The following is a 23,657-nucleotide window of genomic DNA, read 5'->3' as shown; positions in this document are numbered from 1 at the left end:
TTTTGGGCTGATGCCCACACCGGTTAAGGATACCCATAGACAAGTATGATGAACCTTGTCCCTGCAAATGTCACCCATCTTGATAGTGTTGTGCAATTAGAAAAGGCAACTTTTCCAGACGATGCCATCAGCAAGCGTAGTTTTCGCCGGTTTATCGAGTCGAACACGGCGGACTTTTTTGTCATGCTCAACGATAAACGCGTGGTGGGCTATTACGTGGTGTTGTTCCGTAACAACACCAATCTGGCGCGGCTGTATGCCTTAGTGCTCAGTCCACAGTTTCGTGGCAAGGGTTTGGGTAAGCAATTACTGCAGCACGCCGAAGATAGAGCTGATTTAAGGCACAGTTTGTTCTTGCGTACCGAAGTTGCAACGTCAAACCAAATTGCGCAACAGCTGTTTATTAATGCAGGTTTTCGTGCCGTCGAATTACGCGAAGCGTACTTTCCACCCAGTACCAGTCAATCGCAGGATGCGCTAATACTGCAAAAACTATTACCGCGCTATGAGCTGGGTGAGGACAATAGCGTCGGCGCAACCGAGCGTTACGTCCCCATGATGACACAGTCGACCGAGTTCACCTGTGGACCAGCAAGCTTACTGATGGCGCTGGATTACTTTGGACGTCCGACTGCGGATGCCTCACAAGAAGAGCTCGAAATTTGGCGCGAGGCGACAACTATTTATATGACATCGGGTCATGGTGGCTGCGGACCGCACGGACTTGCGCGAGCGGCATTTAAGCGCGGGTTGTCAGTACGCGTTGCGGTGAATACCGATGATGCACTGTTTATTGATTCGGTGCGGCAAGAGCAGAAGAAAGAGGTGATGCAGCGGATACAACAAGCCGATATTGATTATTTGCACCGCCACGGAGTCACCATAGATGTGTGCGACTATGGTGTAGCCGAGCTCAAAGCCGATTTGGGCGCAGGTAAGTTAATATTGGCGCTTATCTCAACCTACCACTTTGATGGGGTGCGAGCCCCGCATTGGGTGTTGATCTGTGCCGCAGACGATGACTTTATCTACATCAATGATCCGGACTATGACACCTTACCCTGGGAGTCACCGACTGAACGTCAGTATTTGCCGATTCCAATAGCGACCTTTAACAAGGCGTTTGGATTCGGCGGCCGTAAACAAAAGGCCGCCGTGATTGTGGGACGCGTCGATTAGTCGACGCTACTAATTTGCCAAATCGACACACTGCCACTGACTTCGTTACCGACCACCAACAGCGGTTTGCCTGTCGCGCTGTCGGCGGCAGGCACAAACACCATACCTTCAGGCGCGAGATCACCGATACCGTCATCCACTGATAAGCCATCCGTTAAGTCACGGTTGATCACATAATCAACGAACTGGGCGTTGTACGGGTTGGTCACATCATAAACCATGATGCCGCCCATACGCTCCAAGCCAATAAACGCATAGGTACGAGAACCAATTTGACCCACGGTCAACGCTTCTGGCTCGGGACCTTTATTTGAAGAGCGCGAGTCGCCTTCGTTCTCGTCGTCGTTATTGTTAAACGCATCGCCATGCACTGAAGCCGTGATCCGTTCAAAATCGTCACCGCTGTCAAAGACCGGTAAACCATTCTGGTCCCAAATGGTGAATGAGCGTGAACCATAGGCATATAGGGTTTCATATTCACCGTTATTATCGGTATCGCCAAGTGCTTTAGTGACGGTAAGACGACCTAAAGGGAAAGCCGTGAAGTTAACGTCTTCAGGATCATCACCGGCTAGGGTTTCGAGCTCGCTGCCGGCTGCGTAATCTAAATCACGCGCCTGCGCTTCATCAGTGTAGGCTAAACAGCCATCGTCACTGTCATAGTCCTCGCCACCTGCTGCAGTACAGGCTGCTTCGTCCGCCACATCAAAGAAATACTCACGCGCATCACCCTCGTTAGCGGTGACCAGGAACGTAGCATTGTTCCATTGATAATGAGCGATCGAATCAGGCATATAGACACCTTTTAGGTTGTCATATTGGCCAAAACTCACGGTACCATCTTCCATGGTGTCAATCTGGTACGAGCCCCAATCCTTAAAGCCCAAGCCGACAATCTCAATTGAATTATCGGATAAATCAACCACCGCAAGGCCGTTGTTTTCTTGTAACGTGACATAGGCGCGGTCGTTAGTCGCAGTGATGTATTCAGGCTCTAAATCTTGCGCGACCGTGGTTTCGATAAGGTTGCCATTAATGGTGCGACCCGACGGGTTAGGAAAGTGCATACCCAGCGCTGCTAGATCCGCCTGTTGACCATTAAAAGCCTGAAAATCTAACTGCGCCACAGTGGCATCCTCGAGCCCTGAGTCTGCAAGTGTAATGACCGTAATAGAACCCTCCGGGTCGACTGAGTAGTCGCCATTAGGCTCACCTTCATTAGCAACGAGAACGCGGGTGCCATCTGGGGTAAAGGTGACCATGTCGGGTAAAAAGCCCGCCTCGATCGAACCGCTGTACGTTGCCGTACCTTGCGCTAACTCATAAAACAAGATTTCGCCACGCACGCCATGATCCGCCTCCATCGCGACGGCTAACCAATCGCCATGAATCGCAATACTGTTGGCACCTTGTAACGTTTTACCATTAACGTCGGTTTCTAGCGTTAATGCTGTACTGGTGAGATTATCGAGCGTAAGTGGGGTGTCGCTCGCTGTCGCCGGAAGCTCTGCGGCATCAATGATTTCAACCGTCGGCGTAGCGGCGGCACTGTTAATCGCAAGAAACTGCTGGCGCGCTGTATCGTACTGCACGATCTCAGCCGCACCTTCAGGATCCTCTGGATTTAAGACCGTACGCGCAACTAAGCTCAGTGAAATGCCGTTAGCCGCGTTTTGACCATCCTCACCTGCGGGACCTTGTGGACCTTGAGCGCCCGTCGCACCGGCGTCGCCGTCGTCACCCTCAAGCGCGCAGCCTGAAAGCGCAATGATTAAACAGCTGGCAAGTAATGTATATTTTGTTTTAATTGTCTTCATACGATGTTCCTAGCAAGGGTTAAAAAGCACCCTTACGCTAGGCATGTTGTGTGACCCGTTAACGTCAGTTGTGCGACGCTTTGGTGACAGTTCAGCGAACAGTTAAGACAAGGTTAAATTGAAGGTCAAACTGATCGGTTTTACTTTATAGATGCGTAGCCCTTTACTATATAAGAAACAAACACTGGGAAAAGGAAGGTCTAATGAGCTCTGCATTTGATGATTTTGAACTGAAAGGACACAAACTCGAAAATCGTTTTGTTGTCGCACCTATGACCCGCACCAGTGCGGATAAAAAAGGTAAGCCCACCGAGCTGATGGGTGATTATTATGAGCGCTTTGCCAAAGGCGGCTGGGGCGTGGTCATCACCGAAGGTATCTACACCGACCAGCAAGCGAGTCAGGGCTACGAAAACCAACCCGGGCTGACCGATGCACCTCAAACCGATGCATGGAAAGAGATTGTCGAACGTGTTCATAAACACGACTGCGTGTTTATTGCTCAATTGATGCACGCGGGTGCACAAATGCAGCACAACGAATTTACTGACGAACCTATCGCACCGAGCGCAGTGAAGCCGAAAGGCGAACCGCTCGATCTGTATGGCGAGAGCGATGGTTGGAAAGAGCCAAAAGCGATGGGTGAAACCGAATTTGATGCTGCTATGCAAGGTATCATCGGCGCCGTTAACCGTGCTAAAGAAGCCGGTTTCGACGGTATCGAGTTGCATGCGGCTAATGGCTACCTACTCAACGAATTTTTAAGCGACCACTTTAACCAGCGCGAAGATCAGTGGGGCGGTGGCATGGCAAAACGGCTGAAGTTTGTCGAAATGGTCGTCAAAGCCGCAAAATCAGCCGTCGATGACGACTTCATCGTGGGCATTCGTGTGGGTCAAATTACTGTGACCGATCCCGACTACCAGTGGCCAGAGGGCGAAGACGGTATGATCCGTATCGTGAAGGGCTTGAAAGAAGCCGGTGTCGACTATATACATACCACAGATACCAGCGTTGACCGTAAACCGTTCAAAGACGGCAGTAACAGTACGCTTGCAGAAGTGGTGCAAGACTTTAGCGACATTCCGGTTATCGTCAATGGTGGTATTGATGAGAGCAATTACGAACATATTGCAGCGCATTACGAAAACGGTTTGCTCGCTATTGGTAAAAAGGCGCTGGCGAACCCCGACTTACCGCATCGGTTAAAGAAAGGGGAAACCATTGAGGATCTCGACTTTGCCATGTTGCAACCCATTGCAACACTCGAAAACGAATGGAAATGGCGCGACGAGCACGATAAGCACGTCAAGTAAGGAGAAATGATGAAACACGTAGCGGTTATCTTATCAGGTTGTGGTGTCTTTGATGGCGCCGAAGTCAACGAAGCCGTACTGACATTGTTGCACTTAGAGAAGCAGGGCGCTAAATATTCAATATTCGCACCCGATGTGCAACAAATGCATGTTGTCGACCACCTAAAAGGCGAAGCCAGTGGCGAGCAACGCAACGTATTGACCGAGTCGGCTCGCATTGCGCGCGGTGACATTAAGCCACTTTCAGAGCTAGACGCGGCGAACTTTGACGCATTGATTCTGCCAGGTGGGTTTGGCGTTGCGAAGAACCTATGTAACTTTGCCGAGAAAGGCGCCGACTCAACCGTTAACGCCGAAGTACTTGCGGTGGGTAAAGCCTTTAAAGACGCTAAGAAACCCGCAGGCTACATGTGCATTGCACCGGTATTGCTGCCGCACGTTTACGGTAAAGGCGTGAAAGGCACCATCGGCACTGATGCCGATACCGCCAACGCATACAACCAGATGGGCGGCGAACATGTTGACTGTCAGGTGCGTGATATCGTAGTGGACGATGCACACCGAGTGGTTACAACACCAGCTTACATGCTGGCAGAATGCCTGCTCGATGCCGATGAAGGCATCAAAAAGCTGGTTGAAAAAGTGTTGTTTATGGCCGCATAACGCGGCACTGTAAAATAAATTTGTTAAGTGCTTAATATTTCGGCGTTTGCGCTGTCTAAGAGATAGCGCAATACGCGCGAATCAGTTACAATGTACTTTGCTTTGGGGCTGATTTGGATTCGACGGGATACACGAAACCCAAGGTGCATGCCGAGGTGAGGCTGGCCTCGTAAAAAGCCTCAACGTTATAGTTGCAAACGACGACAACTACGCTCTAGCGGCTTAATAACCCGCTAAGCCCGTCCCCCAGCGCTTTGTCTACGAGACTGGATCAGGATGGCTCGACCTAAGGTAGACTCGCGTGGATGCTTTGTCCGGAGCTGAAGCGTTAAACTTAATCGGACTCGCCAGTAGTTGAAGCCTGTCAGTCGGCGTCATGCTGGTTAATAAAAAGACTGAATAAGCATGTAGGACCGAGGATGTAGGTATTGCGGACGCGGGTTCAACTCCCGCCAGCTCCACCAATTCCATAAAAAGCCGCTCATTTGAGCGGCTTTTTTTATGCCCGTTCGTTGGAATTGTGCTTTGGGCATATTCTGATTTCGGGTATCTCCCGGCTTTTCGGAATCTCCCGCCTTTGGGCCTCCCGCGTTTTTGGATTCTCGAGCCTTTGGGTAGCTCGCGCCTTTGGCGCGAGGAAGGGGCTAAATGTTACGCACAATGGCTTGATGACGGCCAAGCTAATTGGCTGATTCCGGATGAACGGATGAAAAAGCGTCGCCAGCATACCGTCCCCCTGTGTGAACAGGCATTGAAGGTACTGGAGGACATGAAGAGCAGCGAGCAGTATGAGCACATATTTATCTCACTGCGGAAGCCTCAAACGCCATTAACAGCCAAACTGCGAATATGGCGTTAAAAACCGCATGGGTTACCAGGATAAACTCGTTAGCGATGGTTTACGGGCTTTAGCCAGCATCATTATGAATGAAGAGGGCAAAGACCCCGATCTTATCGAGTCAGCGCTGGCGTGTGGCGACCCTAACCAGGTACGTAGTGCTTATAACCGTGCGGATTATTTAGAACGTCGTCGTGAGTTGATGCAGTGGTGGGGGGATTTGGAAGAGGCTTACAAGAGAGTATTCTCCAATTGGTAACAATTTAAATTGAGTAAGAAACTTTAATGTGGATCGCTAGATTGCTCAAATAAATGAGCCCGCTTAAAAAGAGCGGGCTCATTTCAGCTTATCTCTAGCTTTGTTTATGTTTATTTGTAGGTGTAGTCCGCATTAAATTGAATTCCAGTCACGGGGTCTTCAAAGACAAATCGGAAATCCAATGGGGTGGTAACCCCCGAGCTCTGTATTGTAACAGTGAGCCCGTGAGACTCACCGTTAGCCAGTGTGCCTCCGTTTAAGTTACTAGAGTCAGATGTTTGTTCAACCGTAGAGTCAGGGTCTTGTACTATAAACTCGACAAGATTTAAATTAACCCCGGTCCCGTTAGTTACAGAATAACTGAATTGAGAGCCTGGTTGAATAACACCGTTAATTATTGATACAGCTGCACTGATGCTCTTACTGATTGAAGACGCCATGCTCTGAATTGACTTAACTTCGACATCCTTTTCAATTACCGAAGAGAAGCCCAGCGTTGATGCATCAAAAGTTACTTGAGTGTTGCCGCTGTTGTTCGCAGAAAATAAACCAGAGTTTGTAATCGAACCTACATTTGCGGATTTAATTGCCCAATTACCATCGTTGGTGATATCGCTTGTATCGCCATTACTCATAGTCGCTGTTGCTGCATACTGAATGCTTCTACCTACGTATACAGAGCTAACGGACGCCTCTATATCAATGGCTTCAATGACGTTCGCAGTAACTGTAATGTTTGCGGTAGCCTGCACTCCATCAAATGATGCGGTTAACGTGGTTGTCCCAGCATTGACAGCAGTTACTAAGCCGCTATTCGAGTTGCTGACGGTTGCAACAGAACTGTCCGCTATTTGCCAGCTAACCTGGCTAGTCAAATCTTGTTCGGAACCGTCGGAATAGCTTCCGTTAACAGTTGCTTGCCGCATATCTTCTTCGAAGAAATCAGATGAGCTGAAACTTATGTTAAGAGATTGTAAAATAGCATCCGTAACAGTTATTGATTGAGAAGCTGTTACACCAGATAAAGTTGCGCTTATATCTGCTGCTCCGGGAGCAATACCGGACATAACTCCAGGACTACTGGTAGGATTACTAAACTCTACTACTGAGGAGTCAGTGCTTTGCCAGTTAACGTCGGATGTTATATCCGAAGTGTCACCGTTATCAAATGTACCTAATGCGAAGAGCTGCAAGTCATAACCAGCTGGTAAATTATCTACAGTTGGATCAACAGCTGTGGGTTCAATGTTATTGGATAGAACCCCTGGTTGTAACGACATGGCTGATGGCTGAGTTGTTGTGATACTGATATCTGTCAACACAACGTCATTTACCGTGACAGAAAAGCTACTCTCCTGACCGTTTTGAGCTGCTGTAACAGTTGCTGTACCAGGCTCCAACGCTGTTATAAGACCAGGGGACGAGGAGTGATTGCTAACAGATAATACAGTTTCGTCGTTTGAGCTCCAAGTAACGCTAGATGAGATGTCCGAAGTTGAACCATCTGAGAAATGACCCGTTGCGGTTGCTGTCGTTTGGGCTTCTTTATAAACTTCAATACTGTCCGATGGAGAAGTGCTGATGGACTCCAAAATCGCATCAGAAACGACCACGGTGACAGAGTTTGAAAAACCGTTATAGCTAACATCAACTGTTGTGGAGCCTTGAGTTAATGACTCAATTACACCAGATTCATCCACTGTAGCTATGGCTGAATCTACGATCATATAAGATGCTTGTGTAGTAACATCTGATACTGAACCATCAGAATAATAAGCTTCTACATTTAATGTTTCGGTTAACCCAAGCGGGATGTCGACGTCACCATTTGTTACTTCCAAGGACGTAACTACAGCAGGAGTCACTTCAACTTCTTTAGTATCTTCAAGACCGTTAACAGCTCCAGTTACTGATGCTGTACCGGTCGAAATACCTTGAACGGAATTACCTGTCACAGCTAAGACGGATTCGTTACCCGACGATAATTCAGCTTGGCTTGTCAAGTCTGAAGTTGTCTCGTCACTGTAAATGCCACTGACAGTTACTTCTGTTTGTTGACCTTCAGCGATGGAGCTATCTTCAACCGCTAACACAATGCTATCTAATTCAGCGGCGTTCACTGTGATACTTAACATGGCAGTTAGTGAATTGGCCGTGACTTCAATATCGGTTTCGCCCTCAGCTTCAGCAATAACTACTCCACTTTCAGAGACGCTTGCGACCGATTCATTTGCGGAAGAGTAAGAAATATTGTCCGGGGAAGTCGTCGAACCGTCACTGTACAAAATTGATGTTTCAATTTGATATTCGCGACCGTTTGATAGTTCAATAGAATTATCAGAAAGAACGACTTCTCGTGGTTCAGCTGGTCTTATATCTAGATCTACGCTCTCGCTATAATTTTCGTAAGTTGCAGTTATTGACACTGAGCCGGAAGCGATGGCGTTTACTGATGTTCCAGACGAAGAGTTTATTTCTACTAACCCTTCAGGGGAAGCAGACCAAGTTATATCAGCCGACGGTAAAACTTCACCTGAGTTGTCAGTATATAAAAGTGAGGTCTGAATTTCGGCAGTGTCTCCAACGGCTATTGAAGTTTCACTGACGTCTAGTTGAATAGAGTCGATGTCGGGGCCGTCATCCGACCCGCCACACCCATAAAGAAAGAGAGCCGTAAAGGCCGCAAATATTAGTCTGTACATTACAAAGTCCTTTTAAAGTTAAACAAATTGCGAATCCATTGCTACGAAAATAATAACGATTTAATATGACAATCGTATCATTAGAGTAGCAGTGATGGAAACATTTCAGTTGATAGAAGGCTCGGGCCATCAATTGCTGTCGCTTGGTAATGCATTACTGTCGGTTTGGCTTTTGAGACATATATCATCTGGCTGAAATAGTTCTGATGAAATATTGATGCAAGGGGTGGCGATTTGTGCAGGCTTGTTCCCAAAATATAATAACGGGAACAAGCGACCCTACTAAAAACGGGCTATTTTCCCCTTTTATACCTTCTTAAGTACTCAAAATCACGTTTTACAACAAAAAAGGAAATTGATCATGGCCTAGGTACAAGCGGTTAAAGATCTGGATACCGTAAGGCTGATTAGCTACCTTCTCAAACGAACATACGGTCAGCAAATCGCCGACGTTTGGGATGTCGGCTTGAACCTAACGTTAAGGATCTCAGATTTACTATCTATCAAGTTTGAAAACATACACGACGAGCGTCTGACTCTGATTGAAGGGAAGACGTCGAAACACGCAACCATTAAACTGGGAACTCATTCAATGCGAAAGACCCGAGGTTATCACCTTTATAAGAACACCAACGACATTGCCAGGGTAATGAAGATGCTGCGTCATAGCTCGGAAGCTGTGACGTTGCGTTACATAGGAATAACCCAAGAAGATGTTGATCGCGACTTTGTCGAGTTAGAGTTGTAAGTTAATAGGGGTGGCGCAGAATCTCTGTGCCATTTCATTAATTTTTTGTTTCGGTTAAGACGGCTAGGCCATATGGTGACTCATAACCATCAATAACTCGGCTTAGGTCATATACAGCTGTCTTGAGGTCTGGGCTGATTGTTTCGAAGTGACAATTTATGAGTTCACCTTGTCTCTGGCTAATACCGAATACTCTTGGCTCTGGGTCGCCAGAAATCGCCCGCACTTCGGATAGGTAAGTACCCAGCACTGACTCCAGAAATAAACGGATACCAGGAGACGCCCCATCATTCTGGTCGTTGCTGAATAAGGTTGTAAACGGGCGCTGCATTCCAGCTTGAAGCAGCTGTTTATTAAACAGCCAAGCTAACCGAGTAACTTCAGCTATGCTGCATTCATGCCCCATAATCTCGTAGCGTCTAATACTTTCAAGAAACGCTAAGGTGCATGGCGATAGCTGCGTCATATTGAGATACCGTTTCGAATGTCAGTTTTGTGATTAGATTATCGGGGAAGCTAATAAATAACAAATGTTCATTGAAGCCTTTGCTGCTTACTAGACTTTTATGCATTATTCATTCAAGCTCGATTTCGAACCCTTCAGGATCTAATGACAAGGAGAGTAATATGAGATGGTTAGTTTGGGCTTTTATGGCTTTGCTGATTAGTGGTTGTGCGTCGTCAGGAACACCCATAGATTTGAGTGCGGTTGAGCAAATGCAGAAAGGAATAACGACCAAGAACCAGGTCAGAAGTGAATTAGGCTCGCCGACATCGGCGGGAATAACATCTGAAGGTGAGTCGTATTTCATGTACGTTTTCAGCAGAACTCAGGTGAAAGGCGAGTCTTTCATCCCGATTGTAGGAGCTTTTGTTGGCGGCGCTACTTCTGATATTCAAACTCTGCAAATGTGGTTTACTGAGGATGGCGTTCTTAAGAATTATCAGTTCAACGAGACCACGCAAGATGTGAGCAACGGGTTCAGTTCAAATTAGGTTTAAGAGGCAACAGGCGAGGAAAGGGTAATTCTCGCCTGTTAGGTTTCTTTAATTTAACTAACTGCAAACTCAAACGTTTCATGAAATAAACGCAGGCAGGTGACTTGGGGAGCGACCCTTTTACCATCAAGGAACCGCCTAGGGTCAACCATGACAAATCCAAAGAATTGCAGAAAGCGATGAATAAAGCGTGACTCAATCAAAACTGCGAACTTGTCTCCATCCGACATGTACTCTTCCTCGTTGAGTTCATTGAGCAAATCAGGGAATGCCTGAATCATCTCATCCACCAACCGTTCGTGAGACTCATGATGCTGAAGTCGCCAAACCATGAATAGCCAAAATTGCTGTAGCGGAATTTCGTCTTCCCAAAGGTCAAAATAACCCCAATTGTATTTGTAAATGGCTGTTTCTAGCATGATGGGGAAAAACGATTCCAGGCCAGCTTGCTGGTATTGCCGTTTAGCCCAGGCTGAGACGTGAAATTTATTGCTTTTTAGCTTAAAAATACCTGCTATTTCTGCAAGAACACGGCAGTAATGCAGTGCGTTAAACTTGTCTTCATTGGCACCTGCGAATTCACTAATGCTGATGGCCCGCTCGAATGGAGCAACAGCAAACTCGGGTAAAAATGCGCTGGCTTCTTTCACTAGCGCCGCCGGGAGGTTCCCTTTGGCGGTCGCCTTAATCTGCCCACCGTTAGCTAATGCGGTCTCCAACATCAGTTCTAAATAACGCATGAACGGACTGGTGCTTAAATCAGGGGGCGTATTTACCCTAACGCCGTCTAACTCGGAAAAAGGCGCATAGAGCCAATTATTGATTTGCCCAGGCGTCAGGCCACAGAAGTCTTTGTGAGGCGTGTTATTAATTTTATTGGATTGGTGCTCGGCGATAACATTCAGCTCGTCCATTGAAAGATCAGGATTCATTGCTAACATCTGCTCGATGCTATCAACAAAGTCAGCATGCTGCTTACCAACAGCACTCATGCAACAACGCTTATATTTTTTACCGCTGCCGCAGGGGCAGGGCTCATTGCGACCGATTTTCATATAGAGCTACTTCTTATTTGAGGTAAGTTTAGCTTTTAACCAAAGCATTAAGTTGTGTCTCAGATTAAATAGTGCATGCGTTCGTTTCGGAGTTTTTATGTCTCTAACCCTAATAGCTTTACCATCGTAACTTATAAAGTCATTACTCAAATATCGATAGGGGTTTTGCTCAGTTATTCCGAGCGCACTAACCAACCCACTAGGCAAGACTGGTTGGGATTTTAATTGAAATCGCTTAGGCTTGGATTTCGTCATTGCATTCATGAATTTTTTATCGACTGTTAAAAAGTAATGCATCCCGTTTACCTCCGCAGTCCATAGATGAAAAGCGTCTTGCCTCTGTTCATGCGAGAGACCCGCACATATCTCTTTAAACCTCTTTAAGTCATTTAGGGATTGCTGGGTGAGGATGGGAAATGTGTGTCGCGACTGCTCGAAGATAGTTTGTCGGGTATCTGCCCAATCGAGCAATTTCTGACAAAAACTCATTTTTTCTTCTGCTTTAGCATGCTTCAATAAGTCTTGGGCAACAAAACATGATCTTTCAATCGCTGGTTCAACAAATGAAACAGAACAACCTGAAAAAATATTGCCAACGCGGGGCCTACCACCCCTAAACAAGCTTTCGTATTGAAGTTCCTTGTAAGTATATAAAGCGATTTCATCAGATTGACTTAGTTTTGCTAGCGTTGGAAGCCAATCTATTTCTTCTTGTTTCCACTTTTCAGAACCGAGCAGTGGCTGCTTCCTCATGTATCCTGACATTGTCTCCGTGGGTTGGTCTTTTAACTCAGAGCTAACTGATATAGTCACGGGATCAAGTATGTTCGCCCAGTCCCAAACGGCATTATCGACGAGCACCCGTATCATAAATTGACCTTTAGCCTACCCATTAAAAATCCGCCCAGCCATCTGGTCCAGCCGAGCCTTAACACGCTCCCAATTCGGCATAACCTGTCCCATTAGCCGATAAAACCGTTCGCTGTGGTTGTGTTCAGCGATATGGCAAAGCTCGTGCAGTATGACGTAGTCAATGCATTCGCGGGGTGCTTTAACCAGCAGAGGGTTTAAGGTGATTCGCCCGTTCGGTGAGCAGCTGCCCCATTGGGTTTGCATGGTGAGTATTCGCAGAGGAGGGCGCTTATCAACCCACAGTGCTTGCTCTAAAACGGCGTCTAAACGCTTGTGGAAGACGTCTTTGGCTTTCACCTTATACCAGCTTTCTAATGCTACCTTTACACGCTCAGTTGTATACTCACGCACGTTGACTTCAAGCTGGCCTCGCAACAGCTTAACACCGGCTGCTTGGTCGGGTTTTATCAGCACTTTGAGTACGTATTGCTTGCCCAGGTAGTAATGGCTTTCACCGCTGACATAACGGCGTGGGGTAATATGCGTGAGTTGTTTACGAAACTCTCTCAGTTGCTGGTAAATCCAGCGCGCACGTTTTTTGGCCGCACGCAATACGTCGTCATCAGAGCTATCAACCGGTGCGGCGACTTTCACCGAACAATCCGGCAACACTTTGATTTTGATTTTACGGTCAGGGCTGTTGGCGGCAATGCGCTCAAACTCAATCAACTCGTCAGAGTAATAAAAGCCAAGCTTATTACTATACCGTTTGTGCTCTTCGCTAACCTGCCCAGCAAAACGTATCGCAACGCTCATGGCTTAATGGCCCAATTGTCCAACACGAACCACCTGTACAATGGCTTCGACAATCTTTTTCGCCTGTTCGATACCGCCGCCGACGGCTTTGCATTCCGCGAAAATCTTCGGCAGTAGTTTTTTACGAATATCAGCTTCAATGTTATTCGGGTTAATCGAATTTTCCGCAACAGACTGACTGACGATATTATCGACATCGAACGCAATCTTTACCCACTTATCCTGCGCCTGCTCATCCATCACCGTAAACGCCTCGGGCAGGTGTTTCTTGAACACACCGTAGTAGGCCTGTGCATGATGATTGCCGTTTAAGCGTTCTGGGATACCGTCGAGGCGGCGCTCATTAACCTGCTCCTCAAACTCGCGGAACAACATGTATTGTTTCAGCGGGTGATCAAACAGCTTTTCCGCTTCTTCGATGGCTTCACGCAATAGTTTAGAAAAGGCTTCCTGAGCGTAAGGATCGTCACCGAGCTCTTGTTCAATCATTTTAGTGACGCGGGTTTTAATGATATCGGTTTCGTTACGGGTTTTATCTTCGCTCCAGTTTTCTGGTGTTTGTTTCTGGCCCATTTTACCTACTTCGTACACGCCCTCAGAATCACGTACTTCGACACCAACGACGTGTTTATTCAGCAATTTTTTCACCTCGTGAGCGTACTCGTCGTAACTGACACGCTCGCCGGAATCCTGTTGCACGGTTTGACGAAGACTGGACAGTTGTTTCACTGTCTCTTTGTATTGTCGACGGTCTTTATCGGTAAAGCTCTTATCTTCAAAGAAGGTAGCCGACTGCAGTGCAACTTTAAGGCAAGTGGCAAAGGCTGTGAGTGCTTCGTAAAAGTCTTCGCGGCGTTTCTGATTTCTATCGACCATCTCGCCGTTCATTTCTTCCATGCGCGGTAACAGGGCATGACGCAGCGCTTCGGTGTCTGATTTATTCTTAACACCGTCAAATATCGCCCAGAGCTCTTTATAAAGCTGGGGTAGGCGTTTGTACTCGGTACTCATTTGCTGGTAAAGGCCATCAATATCATCGATGTCGTAACCGCCCTGTGTACGTGAAGCAAGATCCTGATATTCCTTTATGGTGGTATCCAGTTCGGACAGAATGCCGCGATAATCAATCAGCAGACCAAATTTCTTGTCGGGGTGCAGGCGGTTAACCCGAGCAATCGCCTGAATGAGGTTGTGTCCCTTTAGTGGCTTGTCGATATAGAGTACGGCGTTTTTAGGCTCATCAAAGCCGGTTAAGAGCTTATCAACCACAATCAACAGCTTCAGCTTAGGATCTTTATCAAATCGCTCAACCAGCTCTTTGGTGTAATTCTGTTCATCTGATGAGCCGACATGATCCTTCCACCACTTAGTGACTTCCGGCATGGTTTTCTCGTCAACCGAGGTATTGCCTTCACGGGTATCGGGTGAACTCATGACTACGGCTGATTCAAACAGGCCGACTTCATCCAGGTATTTTTTGTACTTAATGGCCGAGGCTTTGCTATCGCAGCAAAGCTGGCCTTTTAAACCTTCATCGATGTTTTTGTCAAAGTGATGAGCAATATCGTACGCGATCAGCTTAATTCGTTCGTCGGTGCCATACACCTGACCCCGGCGGCTGAACTTTTTCTTTAAATCACCTTTTTGCTCGTCACTTAAGCCGTCCGTCATACGCTCAAACCAGGCGTCGATAGCGCGTTCGTTCACATCCAGGTCGGGTATACGCTCTTCGTAGAGCAGAGGGGTGACGGTTTTATCTTCGACCGCACGCTGCATGGTGTAGGCGTGAACAATAGGTCCGAATTTATTCGTGGTTTTATCGTCCTTTAATAGCGGTGTACCGGTAAAGGCTACAAAGGAGGCGTTTGGCAGTGCCTGGTTCATGCGAATGTTGTTCTCGCCGCCCTGACTGCGGTGGCCTTCGTCAATCAGCACGATAATATTCGGGCTGTCGTTATGGCACTCGGGCAGTTTGGTGGCGGAGTTAAACTTCTGAATGAGCGTGAAGATAATGCGCTCATTACCTTTACCAATCTGCTGAGCTAGGCGCTTACCGGAAGTAGCCATTGCCGCTTCTTTGTCTTTTTTACTCGACAACTCGCCACCGGAAGTAAAGGTCTTCGAGAGCTGGTTTTCTAAATCAACACGGTCGGTCACAACAATCACCCGGCATTGTTTTAGCTCGTCGTGCAGAATCAGCGCTTTGGATAAAAACACCATGGTGAAGGACTTGCCCGAGCCGGTAGTATGCCAAATAACGCCGCCTTCTCGACCACCTTTACTGTTGCGTTTTTGAATACGCTCAAGCAAACGTTTGATGCCAAACACTTGCTGGTAGCGGCCTACAATCTTGCCGATTTTTTTATCAAAAATAGTGAAGTAGCGCACCATATCGAACAGGCGCTCTTTCGACAGTAGGCTTATCAGCAGTTTATCCTGGCCCGTTACCATGAGCTCACCACCGGCAATCAGGTTTTGATACCAACTGAGGTCGCGCTTATCACGGTGGTCGAATAGATGTTGAAGGGTGGCATCGTCCAGCGGCTTATTCTTTAGCGCCAACATTTGAGTATCGCTGATGTCCTCTTCTTTCCAGGCGGCCCAGAACTTTTCCGGTGTCTCTACGGTGCCATAACGCCCATCAATGCCATTAACCGACAACAACAGTTGCGAATACGCAAACAGGTGAGGGACTTCGTCAGGGCGCTGGTTACGCAGGCTCTGTGAAATGCCTTCGTTTATCGTTGGGCCTTTTTGCGCGTTACCGTCCGGGCGTTTGGCTTCAATGACCACCAGCGGCAGACCATTAACAAAACAAACCAGATCCGGTCGGCGGCTGTCAAAGCCACCGGCACGCGCTACTGTGTATTCTTCGGTGAAATGGAATTGGTTGTTGTCTGGATTCTGCCAGTCGATGATGGAGACCGTCGGCGTGACCTTTTTTCCGTCGACAAACTCTGTCACCGGAATGCCGTACATTAAATGGTTATAAATGGCTTCGTTGGCGTGGCGTAGCCCTTCATTAAGGGCCGGGCTGCAAAGGTGTGAGACGATGTTATCAATGGAGTTTTCGGACAGCGGGTAGCGTTTACCGGCATAATGAAAGGTACGCTTGCTCAGTACATCGCGTAAGACTTCTCGCAGCACCACACGGTCCTGTTTACCACCACGCAACGCCAGCGCTTCCTGTGGCGACAAAAATGACCACCCCAAACCGGCCAATAGCGTCATGGCCGGTATTTTAGCGGCGTATTCTTCCTGAAATTTTGGGACGCTGCGTACATCCATTTAACACGGTTCCTTTATTATTTTTTCTTATCACTACCAGAGTGCTGCTTTTTCAATCGAGCTTCAAGCTGTTTCAACTCTTCCATCTCTTGATGATCGGCTTCAAGTGCTTCCTGTTGTTTACGGCTGCTGTCAAACGCATCGTAGCGTTGGTGGACTATACGCTCCATATCGCTTCGGCTGAGCTGGCCAGCACCACTTAACAACGGTTGTTCATTAAAGTCTAAGAACTTGTTGACGAAAGCTCGCCAGTCATCCAATCGCAGGTGTTCTTTGTTTTTGGCTCGGAATTCAGCAAAATCAAAAAACATGGTAACTAACCGATTCAGCTGTTCGAGTTCGTTTTGGTGTAGGTAGTTCTTGGCAATCACTACGTCGGCCTTGCGTACACGGCTGCCAGAAAAGCTTGTTAGGTTCATGTTAGGTTGATTGGCGTCAGCCCTTGCTACGATAAGCTCTGCAGCCGTTTTTCCGGTTACCGCGAAGAACAGCTTATTCTGCACCTCGGCGAATAATAACTGGGTGTCTTTGGTATTGGCTTGGTAATCTTCAGCCAATGTAAATAAGTCGCGAACCTGCTGGTAAAAACGTTTTTCAGATGAGCGTATATCGCGAATACGTTCAAGCAGCTCATCAAAGTAATCCCATTTGGGATCTTTGAGGCGCTCATCGTCCATCGCGAAACCTTTTGCAAGGTATTCAGTTAAGGTTTGGGTTGCCCATTGGCGAAATTGCGTACCGCGAGTGGATCTTACCCGGTAGCCAACTGCAATGATCATGGGTAGCGAGTATAGCTGTGTCAGGTACTCTTTGCCATCGCTGGCAGTTGTCAACTTAGAGTTGACAACTGCCTCTTCAGCCAGCTCTCCTTCTGACAATATGGTTTTAATATGCTTACTAATATTCTGCTTCGACGTTTGATAAAGCTCAGCCATTTCAAGCTGAGAGAGCCACACTTGACCATCGATCTCTTTTAATATCAGACGCGATTTTCCATCTTCAGTGGTATACAGAATTAAATCGTTTTCACTCATTAAACCGCTCCTTGGTTGCTTATCTAGATTCACGAGCTGACCTTAGTTACCCAGTAAACTTGACAGCTCATTAGCTGTCACAACGCGTATGGCAAACTTATCTGAGAGTAGCCCGATGTTATCGCGGTGAAAAACAGATTTAGTTCCAGCACTCTTACCCTGATCGTTAGTGCAAAAATAGTCGTTGTTATAAGCATAATGTGCAGCAAGAGAATCTCCGTCAGCCCATTCGGCAACAGCATTTGAAAATGCTTTCTTATCTTTAGTACTTATAAACTTCTCAAGCTTAAACACGGGGATTCTAAGTCCTAGTTTTTTGACTAATAAATTATAGTTATAGCGTCCACATTCCAGTGACTCGATGAAATCGGAGCATTCTGAAAGCCTCTCAGCGTATTCCCAATAATCGTCAGGTATCACTATGGCAGATTCGGGCACGTCCCTCACCCTTGGAGTACCAAAGTTTGTCATAGCTAGGACCTTGAATCCGAGTTTATACGCTAGCTCAAATTTACGGGATAACGGTTCTGTCATGGTTGGCCTAGATGACTCTTCTGGACCAACAGCTACTCTCATTTCAACTTTTGACGTATTGGTTGATATATCTGAAAACTGTAAATCGAGAGAATAGTTTGCTCTATGTTCTAGACGCTCTTTTTTCCCAACTGTCTCTAGTGTTAGAGCAATCATGCAAATATAAGGCTCGACTGTACCATCAGTAATTTTTTTCAGAAGGTTGGCATAGACTGATTTATCGGCTTTATCTGCCGTCACTATGTTTTCCCAAACGTTTGAATCGAAAGTTACCTTCAACTACCTAGCTCTCTATTTTGACCCTACGCTTTCCAGTTAGAAGCTGTTGCATGAGTGCTTTTTTCTCTTGCTGCAGTTTCTCTAGTTTTATTTCCAAAATAGAAAGCTCTTTATCTACTTGCCATAATAACTCTGCCACTTTAGCTTGCTCTTTCACCGAGGGCGGGATTTTTACTTTGAATGTCTTCAGGTAGTCGGTCGAAACTCGTTTTTGACCTGCAGAACCTTGCATATTAGCTTCTCCTCGGATGCGAAATTCTGCTGTATTTGTCAAATAGTACAAATACTTGGAGTTTGACCTTTCAGTGGCACGTAAAACATGAAATTCAGTGCTCCCAAACCCTATTCCATTGACTAAGCCGTAAACGTAAGCACCTTTACCATTTTCGAAGCAGGGAGTGATTTTAGCTACCAAAACATCGCCGTTCTTGAACGAGGTGAAGCCTTTGGAGACCTCATTATAATGTTTGGTTGTTGTATATATGAGTCTTGCTTCTTCAGAAACGCTATCCATACCGACAAAGGAAACTTGGCTACCTTCAGGTTCCGTTGCTTTCTTGGGATTTACGGTGCATATATCTCCTAAATGAGCAGTCTTCCATTCCCCACTAAACCGCACACCATTTTCATCCAGCAGACGTTTTTTGCCGGTGAGCAGTTGTTGCATGAGGGCTTTTTTCCGATGCTGGCTGTTGGCGAGCAGTTGCTCTGTGGTGGTGATGGCCTTATCCCAAGTTGAGAGGATTTGGGCTATTTTCTTTTGTTCCTTTAGTGGAGGAATAGGAACATGAATGCCTTTAATAATCGCTGCGCTCAAGTTCTGCTGCCCACCACTGTTTGCTAAATCTCTTATATTTTCATATTGACTAACTAAATATTGATAATAGTAATCAACTTCAAATCCATCATTTACCTGTAGAGCAGCGCACGCTTGATTTGTGGAAGCTTCAATGCCCAATTTCGCAACTTGACCACGAGTTTTACCTTGCCCATACATAGCTATTAATACGGTATCTTTAGGGAAGAGCTTTGCTGATGAGTTTTTAAGGCCGTCTTCTGTTATTTTTTGTTCTGTACTGGTAATAACACCAAACTTGACCTCAGCTGTTGTCACCCAGGGAATTTGCCCATTAAGCCAATATGAGTCATTTTTCCTGCTTGGCGTGCCACCAGAGCTTACTTCGGCAATATCCTCGACAACACCTTTTTTCCACCCTTCAGGCACCATAACAGCAATCTCCATAGCAATTCAGAGAACAACAGTACGGCTTAGAATTTGTAGAATACACCACTAATTTAATGACTTTACTCATCATCGTTTTCCTCGATATCCAGTCTATCCGGATTTTTTAGCGACTTTTTCTCCGCTGACGCAAGTCGGCGCTCTACCTTCTTTACATCTTCAGCGGCGGGCAGATGTTCTGGCCGAATGCCTCGGTCGAGTAATGTCTGACGTACGGCTGAGTTATTAGTCACATGCTCACTCGATATTTCAGTTTCGCGCTGCATGTTTTTAGTGCGAGCGTTGTGGATGGTTATTTCTGTGGCAAAGTCTTTCGCTTTAAGAATAATGGTGGGTGCAAAATCGGCTAATGGGCGACTATCTGGAACCTGCCATTGCGCTTTCATCGATTTAGTATTGCGCCCATATAAAGCGGTATCGCCTTTACTTCGAATTAAGGCAAAGTTTTCGTTCCCACCAGTTTGTTCGTAGATAAGGTTTGAAAGCTCTTTTTCGGTTGCTGACAGTTTTTGTCGTGCCTGCACGCGTTCCGCCTCTAAAAGGCGTTGCTCAATGAGTTCGGCTTTTCGAGTTTGCATTGCAAAATATGTCTGTGCAAAGGCTATTTCTTGCTTTCTCGAGTCACCATTTTGGGCAATGAGGTAACAGGCGTAGCGGGTGAGCATCACGTCATCAATCTCGCGCTGTCCACCTTTACCTAGCTCTATCATTTTCCCGACGTCGGCAAAATGATCAGAGATCCCGTGACCGCTCACCTCACAGGCAGTTTTGGCCTTGGAAATAACACTTTGGAAATTATCCCATTTACCATAGCCAAGCAGGTGTTGCAGATCCCTGGCTAGCCAATATTCGACGCCATTTTCCGTTTGTTGTGCGTGACCTTCAAATGTGGTTGTCAGTAATTGTACTTGTTGCTGTTCCATAGCTACTGTCCTTGGGTTAAAGTGCTTTGATATCCCAGTTCTTCGAGATATTTCTCCATCTGGCTTTCGAGCTCATCTAGTTCGGCTTTTAGCTTTTGGCGTTCAGCTCGCACTGCCATCAAATCGATTTCTTCTTCCTCTTCGAAAGTATCGACGTAGCGGGGGATGTTCAGGTTGTAGTCGTTTTCCTGAATTTCTTCGAGTGTTGCCAGGTACGAGTATTTGTCGATGGTTTCACGGCTGCGGTATGTATCTACGATTTTCTTAATGTTGTCGTCGTTTAGCTGGTTTTGGTTTTTACCTGATTTAAATTCACGAGAGGCATCGATGAATAATACACTCTCGTCCGACTTGGATTTTTTAAAGACCAAAATAGCGGCTGGGATGCCGGTGCCGTAGAAAAGCTTCTCCGGTAGACCGATAACGGCGTCTAGCAGGTTCTCATCAATCAGTTGCTGACGAATTTTGCCTTCTTTGGAGCCGCGGAACAATACGCCATGTGGAACCACCACACCCATACGCCCACTGCCGGGCTTCAGCGTTTCTATCATGTGGAGGATAAACGCGTAGTCGCCTTTGGTTTTTGGTGGTACGCCACGACGGAAGCGACTGAATTTGTCATTCTCCGCGTCGTCATGGCCCCATTTATCCAAGCTGAAGGGTGGGTTGGCGGTCACGATATCAAACAGCATGAGGTCGCCGTTTTTATCCAATAGCTTAGGATTGCGAATGGTATCGCCCCATTCAATTTTGTGGTTGTCCTCGCCATGCAGAAACATGTTCATTTTGGCTAACGACCAGGTGGAGCCGATAGCTTCCTGACCGAACAGGGCATACTCTTTACTGTCGTGATTTGAGACAACTTTACGGCCGCACTTCATCAATAAAGAGCCAGAGCCACAGGCCGGGTCACAAATGCTGTCTCCGGGTTGCGGGTCGAGTAGCTCGGCAATTAAGTCGGATATTTCGGGTGGGGTATAAAACTCACCGGCTTTTTGGCCACCGCTAGCGGCAAAGTGTTTAATCAGATATTCGTAGGCGTTACCGATAACATCCAGCGAGCCAACGCGGCTTGGTTTTAAATTCAGCTCTGGTTTGGCAAAGTCTTCCAAAAGATGACGAAGGATGTCGTTTTTCTGCTTTTCTTCGCCTAGTTTATCGGTGTTAAAGCTGATGTCCTGGAACACACTTTTACCGGCATCTTTAAGCTTGGTGCCGTTGGCTTCCTCGATAGCATGCAATGCTTGGTCAATACGTTCGCCATTACCCGGCTCGTAGCGACGGTCATAGAGCGCATAAAAGCTGGCGTCGCGAGGCAACACAAAGCGCTCGTTCTTCATCATTTCTTCGATGAGCTCAGGCTCATCACCATACTGTTCTGCATATTGGTCGTAATGGTCCTGCCATACATCAGATATATATTTGAGGAAGAGGGTGGTCAGAATAAAGTCTTTATAGGTGTCGGCACTGACTGTACCGCGAAAGGTGTCACAAGCGTTCCAGAGTGCTTTATTGATGCTGTCCTGGCTAATTGCTTTTTCGTGAGTCATTTTAATTCGTCTCCTTGAGTAACTGCTGAACTGTCCCTTGAACCATTTTTTGGCGGTTAATCAGGAGTTCATTAATCAGCTTTTGTTCCTTTTCCCACATCTCGTTAAGATGCATTACTTTTGTCTGGGTTTCCAGCGATGGAATTTTAATCGTTACATCTTTCACTGCTTTAGCACTGAGCATCATAATCTTGGTGCCTTGACTAGATTCAGCGAGAAGCCTTTGGGTTTCAGGCTGATTCAATACCCAACATAAATAGTCAGAGTGAATATGCTGCTTAGCGCTGTCTTTAACTTTCAATGTCAGAAATTGCCCACTAACTACAGTAGGCAAACTGTCCTGATTTGATACAAGCTTTGATGCTCTCAAGTAGCTCCCCTTAGATGGGAGCAAAATACTGTTAGGCTCGGCGAACGCTTTACTTTTTCCATCCCAAAAGATTCTGGGTAGCTTGTCGACGTTAATCGTAGCCGAGTTTGTTTGTTCCCATATCTGCCTAGCATCTTTGAGTTGCAGAACATGAGCATTACCGTGTTTGTTCTCACTTATGCGTTCTCTAAACGTATACCCAGTTCGTACGTCGGCAATGCTGCTAATTAGGGCTGTTTGTGTCGTTTGAGTCATAAAGTTTTGAAGTCCGTGATAAGAGAGCCGTCCCTGGCTCTTTGCTGTTCTAATATTTAGATTTTATTTGATGCTCCCAAGAAGAGATATCGTAATCAAGCGCTTGATGCTCAATCTCTCGCGAGGCCGATGTAATAATTAGGCCATCGTCTGGATCGATTACCCGTAATAACTGCTTCTTAATTGCGGCGGCTGACTTTGGAGTAGCCACGAGCCAAGTTGAGTCGAGTATATGTAAATTTGCACCAATAGAAGTCAACTCTTTGGTCAAGTTCTCGTAGTTTTTTTCTTTATTACGTAAATCGTAACTTATATGACCTAGATTCAACTAATAACTGCAACACTCGCTCTTAGCGTGTTGCAATTGCTCTTTAAAAATTATGTCTGGCTGAATAAAGCCCAGTGTTTTCCTGGGACGTAAATTCAAGCGCTGCTGGTATTTAGCCATCAGCTCGTTGGTTACAGTGCTCAAATCAGTACCTTTTGGCACGTATTGACGCAATAAGCCGTTCGCATTTTCGTTCGCGCCGCGCTGATAAGAAGCATACGGGTCAGCAAAATAAACGTCGGTCTCGAGCTCTTTTGCAATTCGTTCATGACCCGCGAATTCTAAACCGTTGTCGGCCGTAATGCTGTGAACCAGAGCTTTAAAGGGCTGCAGCATTTCTATAGTCGCGTCAGCAACGGCATCAGCGTGTTTACTTGTGACTTTTTTCACGAGATAAAATCGGCTTTTACGCTCTAAAAGCGTAACGATAGCTCCGGTTCCGCGCTTGCCGATAACAGTATCAATTTCCCAGTCGCCGTAGCGTTCTCGGTCATCAATAATTGCAGGCCGATCGTGTATCGAGCGGCGGCCTAAAATGCGACCACGCTGCTTGTGCAGGCGTTTTCTATAGCGTCTTAACCGGTGGCGAAGGTGAGTAAATAAACCACC

Annotated in this window: 21 protein-coding genes and 1 other RNA gene; 8 read left to right on the top strand and 14 right to left on the bottom strand. The window is 46.6% G+C overall.

Annotation, left to right across the window (positions count from 1 at the left end; translation table 11 throughout):
• Window positions 1–45: 45 nt before the first annotated feature.
• A complete protein-coding gene (locus tag DFP83_RS10790) occupies window positions 46–1,179 on the top strand; it encodes a peptidase C39 family protein (RefSeq protein WP_110575606.1) in 1,134 nt (377 codons plus the stop codon).
• Here the strand turns inward: DFP83_RS10790 and DFP83_RS10785 are convergent.
• Window positions 1,176–2,996: a choice-of-anchor I family protein gene (locus tag DFP83_RS10785; protein ID WP_110575604.1), complete on the bottom strand. Its 1,821-nt coding sequence runs from the start codon at window positions 2,994–2,996 to the stop codon at window positions 1,176–1,178. The two genes, DFP83_RS10790 and DFP83_RS10785, sit on opposite strands and share 4 nt — an antisense overlap.
• Before the next feature lie 203 nt (window positions 2,997–3,199).
• Here DFP83_RS10785 and DFP83_RS10780 point away from each other — a divergent pair, with 203 nt between their 5' ends.
• The 5 genes from DFP83_RS10780 to DFP83_RS13545 all read left to right on the top strand — a co-directional run bounded on the left by DFP83_RS10780 (window position 3,200) and on the right by DFP83_RS13545 (window position 6,072).
• Window positions 3,200–4,312: an NADH:flavin oxidoreductase gene (locus DFP83_RS10780; protein ID WP_110575602.1), complete on the top strand. Its 1,113-nt coding sequence runs from the start codon at window positions 3,200–3,202 to the stop codon at window positions 4,310–4,312.
• Window positions 4,313–4,321: 9 nt separating this feature from the next.
• A complete protein-coding gene (gene elbB, locus DFP83_RS10775) occupies window positions 4,322–4,975 on the top strand; it encodes an isoprenoid biosynthesis glyoxalase ElbB (protein WP_110575599.1) in 654 nt (217 codons plus the stop codon).
• 104 nt (window positions 4,976–5,079) lie between these two features.
• Window positions 5,080–5,439: a transfer-messenger RNA gene (gene ssrA / locus DFP83_RS10770) on the top strand.
• Between the two features lie 113 nt (window positions 5,440–5,552).
• Window positions 5,553–5,834: a hypothetical protein gene (locus DFP83_RS13550; RefSeq protein ID WP_181416407.1), complete on the top strand. Its 282-nt coding sequence runs from the start codon at window positions 5,553–5,555 to the stop codon at window positions 5,832–5,834.
• A 7-nt stretch (window positions 5,835–5,841) separates the two neighbouring features.
• Window positions 5,842–6,072: a hypothetical protein gene (locus DFP83_RS13545; protein ID WP_181416406.1), complete on the top strand. Its 231-nt coding sequence runs from the start codon at window positions 5,842–5,844 to the stop codon at window positions 6,070–6,072.
• 110 nt (window positions 6,073–6,182) lie between these two features.
• Here DFP83_RS13545 and DFP83_RS10760 read toward each other — a convergent pair whose 3' ends face one another.
• Entirely contained in the window at window positions 6,183–8,774 is a 2,592-nt protein-coding gene (locus DFP83_RS10760; protein ID WP_110575597.1) for an Ig-like domain-containing protein, read from the bottom strand.
• 388 nt (window positions 8,775–9,162) lie between these two features.
• Here DFP83_RS10760 and DFP83_RS10755 point away from each other — a divergent pair, with 388 nt between their 5' ends.
• Entirely contained in the window at window positions 9,163–9,522 is a 360-nt protein-coding gene (locus DFP83_RS10755; protein WP_241971635.1) for a site-specific integrase, read from the top strand.
• A gap of 37 nt (window positions 9,523–9,559) precedes the next feature.
• On the opposite strand, the gene DFP83_RS10750 is transcribed toward DFP83_RS10755, so the two are convergent.
• On the bottom strand, window positions 9,560–9,988 hold the full coding sequence (locus tag DFP83_RS10750) for a hypothetical protein (protein ID WP_110575595.1): 429 nt from the start codon (window positions 9,986–9,988) through the stop codon (window positions 9,560–9,562).
• Between the two features lie 161 nt (window positions 9,989–10,149).
• On the opposite strand from DFP83_RS10750, the gene bamE reads away from it, so the two are divergent.
• A complete protein-coding gene (bamE, locus tag DFP83_RS10745; protein ID WP_110575593.1) occupies window positions 10,150–10,518 on the top strand; it encodes an outer membrane protein assembly factor BamE domain-containing protein in 369 nt (122 codons plus the stop codon).
• A 56-nt stretch (window positions 10,519–10,574) separates the two neighbouring features.
• Here the strand turns inward: bamE and DFP83_RS10740 are convergent, their stop codons facing one another.
• The 11 genes from DFP83_RS10740 to DFP83_RS10685 all read right to left on the bottom strand — a co-directional run.
• Complete coding sequence (locus tag DFP83_RS10740) at window positions 10,575–11,576, bottom strand: SEC-C metal-binding domain-containing protein (RefSeq protein WP_110575591.1); 1,002 nt, start codon at window positions 11,574–11,576, stop codon at window positions 10,575–10,577.
• 6 nt (window positions 11,577–11,582) lie between these two features.
• Entirely contained in the window at window positions 11,583–12,341 is a 759-nt protein-coding gene (locus tag DFP83_RS10735; RefSeq protein ID WP_126753157.1) for a hypothetical protein, read from the bottom strand.
• Window positions 12,342–12,461: 120 nt separating this feature from the next.
• Entirely contained in the window at window positions 12,462–13,244 is a 783-nt protein-coding gene (locus DFP83_RS10730) for a M48 family metallopeptidase (RefSeq protein WP_110575588.1), read from the bottom strand.
• Between the two features lie 3 nt (window positions 13,245–13,247).
• On the bottom strand, window positions 13,248–16,532 hold the full coding sequence (locus DFP83_RS10725) for a type I restriction endonuclease subunit R (RefSeq protein ID WP_110575585.1): 3,285 nt from the start codon (window positions 16,530–16,532) through the stop codon (window positions 13,248–13,250).
• A 17-nt stretch (window positions 16,533–16,549) separates the two neighbouring features.
• Entirely contained in the window at window positions 16,550–17,566 is a 1,017-nt protein-coding gene (locus DFP83_RS10720; protein WP_110575583.1) for a virulence RhuM family protein, read from the bottom strand.
• 42 nt (window positions 17,567–17,608) lie between these two features.
• Window positions 17,609–18,340, bottom strand: a complete 732-nt coding sequence (locus DFP83_RS10715) for a hypothetical protein (protein WP_110575581.1) — start codon at window positions 18,338–18,340, stop codon at window positions 17,609–17,611.
• A gap of 43 nt (window positions 18,341–18,383) precedes the next feature.
• Window positions 18,384–19,607 (bottom strand): restriction endonuclease subunit S, encoded by a 1,224-nt coding sequence (locus tag DFP83_RS10710; protein ID WP_110575579.1) that lies wholly within the window; start codon window positions 19,605–19,607, stop codon window positions 18,384–18,386.
• A gap of 77 nt (window positions 19,608–19,684) precedes the next feature.
• Complete coding sequence (dinD, locus tag DFP83_RS10705; protein ID WP_110575576.1) at window positions 19,685–20,545, bottom strand: DNA damage-inducible protein D; 861 nt, start codon at window positions 20,543–20,545, stop codon at window positions 19,685–19,687.
• Window positions 20,546–20,547: 2 nt separating this feature from the next.
• Complete coding sequence (locus DFP83_RS10700; RefSeq protein WP_110575574.1) at window positions 20,548–22,095, bottom strand: type I restriction-modification system subunit M; 1,548 nt, start codon at window positions 22,093–22,095, stop codon at window positions 20,548–20,550.
• 1 nt (window position 22,096) lies between these two features.
• On the bottom strand, window positions 22,097–22,465 hold the full coding sequence (locus DFP83_RS13765) for a restriction endonuclease subunit S (RefSeq protein WP_157981550.1): 369 nt from the start codon (window positions 22,463–22,465) through the stop codon (window positions 22,097–22,099).
• Between the two features lie 583 nt (window positions 22,466–23,048).
• Window positions 23,049–23,657: IS30 family transposase (locus tag DFP83_RS10685; RefSeq protein ID WP_110575568.1), on the bottom strand; the 609-nt coding region annotated here is incomplete at its 5' end.

This window comes from Idiomarina fontislapidosi, from assembly GCF_003226255.1.
GTDB lineage: Bacteria > Pseudomonadota > Gammaproteobacteria > Enterobacterales > Alteromonadaceae > Idiomarina > Idiomarina fontislapidosi.
The sequence above is the reverse complement of the archived record's forward strand: the minus strand, read 5'-3'. Positions and strand labels throughout refer to the sequence as shown.